Source organism: Thermogutta sp., from assembly GCF_039793925.1.
In the GTDB taxonomy this organism is placed as follows: Bacteria; Planctomycetota; Planctomycetia; order Pirellulales; family Thermoguttaceae; genus Thermogutta.
This window is the reverse complement of sequence record NZ_JBAMME010000252.1, coordinates 21748-33141: the sequence shown is the minus strand read 5'-3', so window position 1 is coordinate 33141 and position 11394 is coordinate 21748. Positions and strand designations below refer to the sequence as shown.

The following is an 11394-nucleotide window of genomic DNA, read 5'->3' as shown; positions in this document are numbered from 1 at the left end:
CATAATCCAGAAGAAACGATATTCTCGCAACATCGGATGGAAGAGATTAGAGGATCTGTCCTGGGATTGTGTGCGCCGCCCGGGCGACCATGCATCGCCCAGTTCACACCTTAACAATATCGGGCTTCAAGGTGTCAAGGCTTCTTGATATCGTAGCACATGAGCACGTTGTGAGCCCGCAGATAGAGTTTCCTATCCGAAATGACGGGGTGAGGCCACGCCGGGCCATCCACGACCACTGGACGAAACTGGCTGATGAGCCGGAACTCCTTGGGGTCCGGAGCGATGAGCGCGACCGTCCCTGCCTCATAACGGAAATAAAGTCGGTTGTCGGCATAAAGGACGGCCGCCGATCCGCGGTCTACCGGCCGTTCCTTCCACATCACTTTGCCAGTCAGAAACTCGATGCAGATGGGAGCCCCACGATTCTGGCCATCGCCCGCGTACAGGTAATCCCCAATGAGCACCATACCGCCATGATGGTTGGAAAATGTGTTGGCATCGTGGAAATAGACTTCCTCCGCCAACCACTTTTCTCCATCCCGCTTGATACGCAGCAGGGCGCACCCCGTGCGATACGCCGTGCTGACAAAGACGTATTCACCGTGGATAACGGGATTGGAAATGTTCGCCACATTATTGGCGATGCGGTTGTAATTCCACAGGAGCTTGCCTGTGGCAGCATCCACGCCGACAGCTCCCCTTCCCACCAGAGTGATGTACTGACGGACGCCGTGAATATCAGCCGGCACGATGGACGCGTACCCCGCTCCGTCTGCTCCCCGGGGTCCCAGATCGCCGGGCTGACACCTCCAGATCGTTTCTCCTGTTTTCTTGTTCAGTGCTACAAGCAGGGCGTCTTTTCCGCCGGGGGTGCACACCAGCTTTTCCCCATCCACCAAGGGTGACTCACTATACCGCCACACAGACATCATTTTGCCGCCGAAATCCCGCGCGAAGTTCTTGCTCCACAGAATTCGGCCGGTGGCTGCATCGAGGCACACAAGATCGCCGTCCGTGCCGATGGCGTAGACGCGATCGCCATCCACAGTAGGCGTGCAGCGGGGGCCCCCGTCGCGGTGAGGCGGTCCAATCCGTGTCGCCCAGAGCTCTTTGCGGGTAGCCAGATCGAAAGCCAGAACAAACTGGGCCTCTCCACCCCCCGCGGGCCGGTCTCCCATCGTGTACAGACGCCCCTGGGCAATCGAGACCGTGGAATACCCGCGGCCAAGACCTTCTAACGTCCACAGGAGTTTCGGCCCACCCTCTGGCCATTCCTGGAGCAGTCCTCTCTCCGTACAAACGTTATCGCGATTGGGGCCATGAAACTGCGACCAGTCTTCTCCGAGAGCACCGCGATCGGGCAGCACGCCGGCCATCGCGCCGACAACAGTCAGAAGGAGAACCAGCCTCGACGCCTTTCCAACGACTCCACCTCTCTGCGCTAAACTACAAACCGCGATTTCTCTCCACGGAAGCATCATACCAATCACTCCTCTGCCAAGTGGGAAACAAAACGCCACAAATAATCTGCAATCATGAAACCACGATCGGTCAGAATGCGATTCGACAAATCATCGTGTGGTAATACGGGGTGATCACTGGGGGAATCCTCTACCGGCCAGCTAAGCGATTGAATGTACTCCGCCAGACCATACCATGCAATGGACCGCGGCGAAGTTTTTAATGGAAGAGCGATTCATCCACTGAAAACAGATGGTCGTACAGGGAGAAGAAAGACAAGTCCTTTTGGGAGCAAATTTGGCAAAAGCGTCTGAATACGTGCCATGAGTGATGTGGCCCCACGCGTCGCCAGTCTACGGCGATAAAGGGACTTCATGAATTCCCCCCGGCAGAATTGGACGAAGTTGCACGCACTTACGGCGGTGCCCAGGTGGTTCATGAGTCACGCCTATTGCACTCTGGGCCATCTGCCCTCGTCCCACGTCTCGTTGAGCCATCTCCATTCATAGAGCCAACTCCATGAATTGCACGGGCCCACGAGACGTTACTCTCACGTGTAATGAACAACCGGCTGGCCCCATGAGAGAAAACGAGCATCGTGCGTGACCAGAATGATTTGCCTTTCGGGGTGCGCCTGGAGGAATTGCCGCAGATTTTCCCGGCGATTTTCGTCCCACATGTGGAAACAATCGTCGAGTAGCAATGGCAGAACAACCTCCCCTGCCAGCCGATCGAGCACTGCCCAGCGAATGGCCAGCGCAAGCTGATCCTGTGTGCCCTGACTCAGCTTTTTCCAGTCTAGAAGTTCGTCGCCGTTTGTATCTCGCTGGGAAACCCGAAAACTCACGACAAAATCTTCATCGACGCAAAACTCACGATCCTGACGCCCCGTCCACTCTCCCATGAGTTGATTGATCCCCTTCTGGAACGCCTCACGGTGGCGCGACGAATAAAGCTGGTAAGCCTCTTCAATTAACTGGGAAGCCTGGGCAATCGCTCTTGCACGGTTCTCCAATTGTGTCAACTGTTCGTCGATGGAAGCCAATTGTTGTCGGGCCTGAGCCACGTTGACCATATTCTGCCCCTCCCACCGTGCAAGTTCCCTTTCTCGATCGTTGCGTTGGGCCTGAAATTTTTCCAGAGTCTTATCCAGCCTTGTCAACTTCTCCTCTAACTGGCCCACCTCACGCTCCAAACAGCTGGCATCCCATTCCCACGCTTCTTCAGCGAGCGCACTTTCTCGTCTGAATTGACCCACCTCCAAAAGAAGGACGTGGAAATCCTCTTCAACCTTCTTCAGATTCTCTTCTAACTCCTGTCCTGTTGAGACTCCCATGCTGCGGCAAAGCGTGTTTTTTTGTTGGTCGAGTGAACTGTGCTTCTGTTCCCACTGGGCAAAATCGTCCAGGAGCCCGAATCCCTGCGCAAGCTGTTCCTCACCCAAAAGCCGTCCCGCATCGCCGCGTTCCTGTGTGGGGATTCCACAGAGGTCGAGAATGTCCGACGGTACCGCTGAAATTAGCAAGCGGGCTTGCATTTCTTCCAGGCTGTGTATTTCCTGACGAAACTCTTCACGGGCATCCAGGAAAGTTCGGAAGCGTCCCAGTCCCTGATGGAGACGGTTGAGATCGCGTGTCCCGGCCCACGATTCGACGGCGCCCCACAATTCTTCGACGGTTTCCCGTGCCTGGCGAACCTCCTTCTCGCATTCTTCCATCTCCTGCCGACGTGCGGTGTACTCAGTCGGCCAGCATGTCGGCCGATAAACCCGGGAGATGCCCCATCCTGCGGCCACCGCCGCAAGCAAGCCCGCAACCACTCCTACCAGGAGGTAGCCGAGCACACACAGGACCCCCGCCACCACACCGCCCACGATGGCGGCTCCGCCCAGAACAACCGGCCACTGACGCCGGGGATCAACCACCGGTTGAACGCGCTGCCATTCCCACCGAGCTTGAGCAAGCCGTTCTTCAGTGTCTTTCAGGTGGTCGATCGCTTGCTGCAGACGTTCAATTTTCTGAGGTGCGTCTTCCGGCCAGTGGCACACATCCGTGAACCGTTCCTGGGGATCCGAAGAAGCGAGTCGCTGTGCTTTCTCGGCCACGTCCCGAAGCAGGTCACGATAGGCCTGCAATTGTTCATACCACCGTTTTCTTGCCTCCGGGGCCGCCTTCCGCAAAAACTCTGGAAACCGCTCCGCGGCTGCCCGCAGTTCGGCTTCCTGCACGAGCAAGCTTTGCCATTCTTCCATTGCTTTTGTAAGGCGGTCAAGTGACTCCTTTTTCGCTCGATGCTCCCTCCGGAGTTGACGCACGCGCTCCAGGACATCCAGATTATGCTTTACTTCCTGACGTTCATTTTCCGTATCGCTGATTGATCGAGTCAGATCTTCAATTTCCTCGCGGATGCGAAGTCCCGTTTCGAGGTGCTGCTCCGCCTGACGGATTGCGGTTTCGAGTTTCTGCCTCTCTTCGCGCAGTTTATCGAGTTCACCGGGATTGCGGGCATCGGCGGTGGAAAGCCCGGCGGCACGAGATTCTTTGGTGAGTTTCCGATGCCGGTCGAGCAGGATTTTTTGGGCTTGCTCCTTCGTATTCTCTCCTGCGCCTGCGATCAATGATTGGATGATCCCTCCCTGGCCGTCGGATTGGGGATCAAACGGAGGACTCAGCATCGCCAGGCGGACGAACGCCTCTGCGGAAATGGGAGCAAAGTAGTTTTGGATGTGAGAAGTCCACTCTTGTGCATCAGCGGTCCGCCCGCGTGCCCGGTGACGAGAATGCCGAACGACTTCCCAAGTTTCTTCCTTTCTGGTTTGAAGTTCCACGCGGGAGGTGTAGAAATCGCGATGCACCCGAAACTCGCCGTAACATTTTTCAGAAAGAGCGTCCCGATTATCGGTGATTGGAATCCGCTTATATTCCAGGGCAGCCTCATAAGGCCCCTCGGCAACATACCAGTTCCGGTCAGGTGGATCGTGTCCCCACAGAATTGCCGCCACGAGTCGAAGCAATGTGGTCTTCCCCGTCTCATTCGGGGCACAGTACACAGAAAGGCCCCGGTCAGAAAACTCGAAACGATGGCGCCCCCGCCAGGGACCGCAATTGACCACCTCCAGAGCTGTCAGCACAATCCGCGTCATGGTTTGGCTTGCCCCTCCGTCCGTCGCCATCCCAGGGCCAGAAGCCCCTCGTAAAGGACCGCGACACCTTCCTCAGGAGCAACATTGTTGGTTTGTTTCCATTTCTGCCAATGCCGTACGAAATATCCGACAAGGCTCTCTTCAGCCGCCAGAGCCTCAATATTCGGGGGCTCCAGTTTTTCCAGCCGCTCCTCCGTGATTACGCAGGGAATAGCCTTTTCCCGAATGAAAGCTTCGACCTGATCGACCAGATCAGAGCGCAGCGTCCGCCCGGTCAGTCGAACGCCATAAATCCGCGTGAGGGAACTTGTTGAAAAGCCGTCCCCAATTTGGCCGGAAATACGCCTTCCAAGCTGCTCTGCAGCTTCATCCGGCTTAACCTCGATTTTCAAAATCTCCCAGGCGCATCCTAACAGATTATCCCCCTTAAATGGCTCAATACGAACGTGACCGTGACCGCATTTCACAAGAGACAGGCAACCGCTTCCTGGATCGGAAAGTCGGGGTCCCACCGGTGGTCCTGGATAATGCGCCAAGCAGCGCCTAGCCGACCATTCTCGTCGAGTGTGGATATGACCGAGAGCCAGGTAATCGTAGCCAAGCTCGGCTGCTTCCTGGTGAGAAATCCAGAAACAGCGTTCATTCGCACTCACCTGGGGTGGAAAGTGATCGGCCACCGTCGCGTGAAACAGGCCAATGAAAAGAACATCGTCAGCATTGGTGGGAAAGATTTTTTCTCGAGGAGGAAGAGCCAACTTCTGTCCCGGAGGCACTTTTCCAGCCTGATAGGCAGCCGACACCACAGCGCATCGGCGTCCCGCCAGCTCACCTTGCCACACCACTTCAGGAACTGGGTTTTGGACGAGCGTTCCCGGCCAGCCCGGCTGACGATACACACACTGGGCGTAACTGAGTTCGTCATGGTTGCCCGGTACAGTGATTACCGGAACCACCTGAGCGATTTTTCCCAGAGCAGCCCGAACGCCCGCGGCCAGGTTAAGTTCGGGAGCGTATTCATCGAACAGATCGCCCGCAATCAGCACTAAACCGACTGGGCAGTCCTGTCGAGCGATCCAAGTGGCAAGGCGATCGAAAAGCTGGTGCCGAGCGGCTGCGAGTTGCGAGCGATAGCATTCCTCCAGGTCGGGCTGCAGCGCAGCTCCCAGATGAAGATCAGCCAGGTGCAGAATGGAATGGCGCATTGCCCCTATTATTCTCTGAATTGTCCCGCCGACATCAATCGGCTGGGAATCGCGTTGACTCACTTACGGCCCCGCCCGAGTCGCCCCCTCCTGCGAAGGGAACCGCTCGTCTCAAACTTCATAAGATGTCTTGTCGCCGGCCCAACAACCGTGACAGACGGCAGCAAACCGGATCATTTGGGCTTCTTGGGTCGGGGGACCACCTGGGCACACCGTTTGCACCGCGTCCGCTGCGTGTTGAGTTTGGCCCCACATTTTGGGCACCGCCGATTGTGCAAAAGGTGATAAAATTTCGTCCGTGGCCTCGTCCGCATCGATTCTACACCCTTTTCGCCGAGTATGACCCACCAACTGCTTTTTTTCTACTCCGAAAACCTTCATGATAGAGGCACCTCCGTCCCGCGCCAACGGTGGGAGGCCGGGAATCTCCCTCACCTTGTGGCACATTGTGACCAAGAACGTAGGGGTAGCTCATGAATTGCCCTCACCTGGGGTGTTGACGAAAAGACTGCTCACCCTCTAATTCCCTCAACCGTTGGGTGATGCGCTTGGGACACGGCATGGATGCCACCTTTTCGGAACGAAGCTGCTCAACATCAGCCCGCTTTTTAAGTCGAGTCATGTTGTCGTGTCGGGCCAACTTATCCATACTATCAACATCGTGCAGCGAAGTCTGGCCCACCAATCAACAACAAATGGAGAGTCACTCTGGAGAATTCTCACAATGAAGCATCTTCAGTGCGGCCACGCGGCGTATATCGTTCTTTTCGCTGCTATTGTGGGCGGGATGCGGTTGCTGAGTGCAGAGCCATCGAATGATGGTCCATCCCAGTCGCAATATATACAGATCAGCGGGATTTATCCTCATCTGGCGGTTTTCAATCAACCTGCCGACCCAGCCGATCGCCCAAACCACGGAGAATGCGGGATCGGCGCGATTGCCGTCTGGGCCGACCGGCTTTGGTATCTCACCTATCCCCAACACAAAACCCAGGGCAGCAATGATAAACTCTACGAGCTGGATGCCGCCATGAACGTCCGCATCCACCCGGAGAGCGTAGGGGGAACCCACGCCGGTCGATTAATTCATCGGGAGTCGGAGCAGCTCATTCTTGGGCCGTACTTCATAGACCGGAATCGGAATGTGCGTCCCGCTAATCTCCAGGAATTGCGTGGCCGGATGACCGCCATCATGCGGCATCTCGAAGATCCTGCTCACAAGGTCTACTTTTATGACATGGAAGGTGCCCTCTACGAAGTGGATGTCGGCTCTCTCGCCGTGCGGCGATTGTTCGCTAAGCCGGTTCCCGGCTGGCACGGTAAGGGTGGTTACACAGCCCAGCGGCGCGTTGTCATTGCCAACAACGGAGAGGCAGGACCAACCAGCGGCTACAAAAACCTCCTTGTGGGAGGACCGGCCACAGGGGAAGAGGCGGGTGTGCTCGCGGAATGGGATGGCAAGACTTGGCGGATCATCGAACGCAAGCAATTCTGCGATGTGACCGGGCCGGGAGGAATCGAAGGAAGCCCCGACGACACAAGTCCACTTTGGGCCGTCGGCTGGGACAGGCGATCGGTGATCCTCAAACTGCTTGACCACGGGACGTGGTTCACATTCCGCTTGCCCAAGGGCAGCCACACCTTCGACCCAATTCACGGTTGGTTCACGGAGTGGCCACGCATTCGCGAAATCGCGCCGGGCCGATGGATGATGTGCATGCACGGCCAGATGTTCAACTTTCCCCCGCATTTCTCGGCCGCCAACCGGCAGGGCATTCGGCCGATGTGCACCCATTTGCGGATTATCCCCGATTTCTGCCACTGGCAAGGCCGTGTCGTCCTCGGTGCTGATGATGCGTCGATGATGAACAATCCCCTGTGCGGCCAGGCACAATCCAATCTTTGGTTTGGGTCCGTAGAAGAGCTTTATCGGTTCGGACCAGCCACCGGTTGGGGCGGTCCCTGGGTCAATGATGCGGTGACGGCCGACACACCCTCGGAGCCTTTCCTTTTTGCCGGATATAGCCAGCGCGTTGTGCATCTTGCGCACGATGCTGACCAAATTGTGACATTCACCTTTGAATTTGATCGCGAGGGAAACGGGACCTGGACGGCCGGGCCGTCGGTCAGCGTCCCTCCGCGCAGCTACGGCTGGTTTGTCTTTGATCCCAAGGAAGGAGCCGAATGGATCCGGGTCAAAGGCTCGGCTGACTGCCGCGCCACCGTTTATTTCCACTATTTCACTCCGCGGATCGAGAATGAAAGCGAACAGGCGATCTTTCAAGGACTGGCGGATGTGGATGAGCAAGCCGATTCCTGGGGTGGGCTCATCCGGCCGGCAGCCCATAATCGATCGCTCCAATTCCTCGCCGAGCGTGTGGCGGCCACTGGCAAGCGCAGTGAAGAGGGGTATTTTGAAGTCGACATCACTCCTCAGGGCCGCCCGATCGTAGCTAATAAGACCGAAGATCGCTCCCAGGAAGTGAAACAGATCGCCGTGATACAAAGTGATTTCACGGTGGATGAAGGTTCGGCCATCGTGCAGGACGGCGAGGGTCGCCGATGGCGACTACCCAAGGGCGATCCCGCTTTTGAAAAGTACCTTGGCCAGATGCGTGCAGTTCGAGAGGTGGCCACCGAGCGCTTTCTGGCCCACATTCTGGGAACGTTTTACGAAGTCCCTCGCGACCCCCGAAATCGGCCAGATTGGTCCCGCATAAAACCGGTGGCTTCCCACCGCAAACGGATCATGGACTTCTGTTCATGGCGGGGACTGCTCGTGCTCGCGGGCGTTCGCACGGACACCGGCGATGACGGCCACGTGTTTGTAACACCGGAAAAGCCCGCTTTGTGGTTCGGGGCCCTGGACGATCTCTGGAAACTGGGCCGACCGCGCGGAGAAGGCGGCCCCTGGGTGAATACTTCAGTTGGGCCTGACGACGTTTCTGATCCCTTCCTGATGACCGGATACGAACGGAAGTGCTTGAAGCTGTCGCACACGGCTTCGGAAAGCGTCCGATTCACGGTGGAAGTCGATTTTGATCATCGGGGTTTTCACCCAATGCTAGCCATTGACGTGCCGCCGGGACAAACCGTCACGTACGAATTTCCCAGGGGATTCCATGCCCACTGGATACGGTTTCGGGTGAATCGACCATGCCGGGCCACCGCCTGGTTGAGCTACAGCGTGTATGACGATGGAGTCGCTCAGGTTCCCTCTCCCGTTAATTGACGATTTCGCACTTTGAAAAAGTTTTCCGCGATCTTCGCTGACGTTACACGAGGCTGCTGACCGCATGTCCTGTACCGCCCTTGTGATTGCCTTTGCTGAGTGAGTGAGTTGGACCGATCGGGCAGAATTCCGGAGAAGCACGACTTTGATCGGGCGTCACCCTTCGACACCGTATTTCACACGTCTATGATTCAGTTGATCGAGCTCGGGTGAGCGAGGAAAAACCTCAATTTCGGCGTTCGTTTCTTGTCCGTCTCTAGCCATTGGCTAAAAACGCCGCATACCTCTGTGCTTGGCTGGTTTCGCGAATCAGCCGATCTTTGCACTGCAGACGGGATTTCTTGGCCCGCTGTTGCTTGGAACGTAGACTTCCAGAATCGTCCGCAGCGTTGACGATAAAAGTGGAGCTATTTAGGATGACTATGTGGCTTAATCAATAATGCAATCTTCTACAAAGTGGGCGTCTAGAGGAGGGCGAATCATGTCTGAGCGGGCAAACTCCTGGTATTACGAATCAGGCGGGCAAGTATTCGGCCCCTTCAACCCGAAAGAATTCCAAGAGATTTTCTCGTCACAGCAGGTCCCTCCGGAAGCGAAGGTTTTTTATTTCAATGGGGAACAGCGCATTTACGTGGATCAGCGCGCGTTGGCAGCGAAAATACGACGAGCGAAAGGGGTGTCGGTCCGTCACCCCCGCAAGCCGAACGTTCCACCACCTCTTCCTCCCCGCGCCGTCCAATCGGCTGGGTCACCGCCTGCCGCAGTGATGGCGCCGGCCGATTCGAGCGGGGCCGAGCGACCGCTCATGGCCCAAGCACTTTACGGTGCTCAGGTGCCGCCACATGCGCTCCGCCGGAAACAGCATCACGCGTTTTGGTGGATCGCGGGCATCGTCTTGTTCCTCATCATGGTCGGTGGTCTTCTGGCGGGAATCGGGATCGTGGCGATGCGGTGGGGACGACCCGCGTCGGCAACGGGAGCTACTCACGGGAATGACCAGCAACCGGTCGCACAAGTTTTGGGAGGGCAGGGCGGGGATGCCTTCGCTATCCACGAAGAGGAGGGAATAACAGTTATAGAAAAAATTCCAGCGAAGCCTCCGACAGCCCTGAGACAACCGACGGAGGAGGGAATACCTCCCCAGCCCCAAAATAGGGCGGCAGCCCGTTCTGAGCCAGCGGCCGCCCAGCCGGGAAGTCCACCAGCAAACGGGGGAAGCGGGGAGGAACTCGCCGGTCCACAACGCTGGCTGGAAATGGTGCAAAACGCATGCGTGGTGATCATCGCCCAGGACTTCAGCGGAAATGGTTCGCTGGGAAGCGGCTTCTTCGTGGGTTCGTCGTATCCCTGCCCCATTGTCGTTACGAACTATCATGTCGTGGAGGGAGCGTCGCAGATCGTGGTCAAATTGCGATCTGGAGAGATGTATCCCATCGCGCGGGGAGCTCTTTTTCCACGATGTGACCTGGCTTTTTTGGCGGTAGATGGTCTGGCGAACCCCCCGGCCATACTCACGCTTCGCGAGGATTTCCCCAAACTCACCGAGACCGTGTACGCTTATGGCGCCCCCCAAGGATTGGAAGCCACGATCACCAGGGGAATTGTCAGCTCTATCCGTCGGACGAGCGAGATTGACTTTCTCTCTAAGGACTACGACGAGATTCCCTGGATCCAGACCGATGCCGCCGTTAATCCGGGAAACAGTGGTGGGCCACTGGTGGATGCCGCCGGCCGCGTTATCGGGGTCACGACGCTCAAACGAGTACAGTCTGAAAACCTCAACTTTGCCGTCTCCGCTGTGGAAGTGGCTACCCGATTGAAAACCGCGCGTGTGAGCGATCTTTCCTCCCAAACCCCGATTGCAAAAAATGGTGGCGCATCTGAACAACCCGAAGCCATTCGGTGGGCGTCTACCGTCGCGTATTGGCTGGTCCTCAAAGCGGCGGCCGAAGCTGTCAGTTCTAACGAAAAGCAAGTAACCGCCATTATCAACAATCCCATGGCCACACCACTGCAAAAGGTCCTCATCCTTCAGGCCTGGGCGGACTCGCTGGCGGGAGCCGCTGCGATGGTCATCAACTTGCCTGTAGAAAACGTCGATCCAGGGGCAGTCATCGCCGGACAGTCCCTGGCCACCTTTTTCGACGAGTATTCCAAAACCATTCGTCAAACTCTGGCGGTCCTGGGAGAAATGCCAAACCCCAATGTCGCGCGAGCTAAAATTGACAAAATTTTGAGCGACTTTGCTGCCAAAACTGTGATCATTGTCGGTATTCTGGAAGCGGCTCGAGCGGATCTTTCGCAGCGAAGCGGCCTGCCGTTTCCGTCCATTATTGAATAAGCCAGCGCGCCGG

At 56.8% G+C, this 11394-nt stretch carries 5 protein-coding genes; 2 read left to right on the top strand and 3 right to left on the bottom strand.

Annotated features, from left to right (window positions below; all coding sequences use genetic code 11):
- Positions 1-134: 134 nt before the first annotated feature.
- The 3 genes from ABJK56_RS12225 to ABJK56_RS12215 all read right to left on the bottom strand — a co-directional run bounded on the left by ABJK56_RS12225 (position 135) and on the right by ABJK56_RS12215 (position 5871).
- Positions 135-1484 carry a PQQ-binding-like beta-propeller repeat protein gene (locus ABJK56_RS12225; RefSeq protein WP_347244948.1) on the bottom strand — a complete coding sequence of 450 codons (1350 nt, stop codon included), beginning with the start codon at positions 1482-1484 and terminating at the stop codon, positions 135-137.
- A gap of 530 nt (positions 1485-2014) precedes the next feature.
- Positions 2015-4606: an AAA family ATPase gene (locus ABJK56_RS12220; RefSeq protein WP_347244947.1), complete on the bottom strand. Its 2592-nt coding sequence runs from the start codon at positions 4604-4606 to the stop codon at positions 2015-2017.
- A complete protein-coding gene (locus tag ABJK56_RS12215) occupies positions 4603-5871 on the bottom strand; it encodes a DNA repair exonuclease (RefSeq protein ID WP_347244946.1) in 1269 nt (422 codons plus the stop codon). Before ABJK56_RS12215 ends, ABJK56_RS12220 begins: the two co-directional genes overlap by 4 nt.
- Before the next feature lie 661 nt (positions 5872-6532).
- Between ABJK56_RS12215 and ABJK56_RS12210 the strand changes: the two genes are divergently transcribed.
- Together ABJK56_RS12210 and ABJK56_RS12205 are read left to right on the top strand one after the other, a co-directional pair.
- Positions 6533-9040: a hypothetical protein gene (locus tag ABJK56_RS12210; RefSeq protein ID WP_347244945.1), complete on the top strand. Its 2508-nt coding sequence runs from the start codon at positions 6533-6535 to the stop codon at positions 9038-9040.
- Positions 9041-9521: 481 nt separating this feature from the next.
- On the top strand, positions 9522-11381 hold the full coding sequence (locus tag ABJK56_RS12205; protein ID WP_347244944.1) for a S1C family serine protease: 1860 nt from the start codon (positions 9522-9524) through the stop codon (positions 11379-11381).
- The last annotated feature ends 13 nt before the right edge of the window (positions 11382-11394 follow it).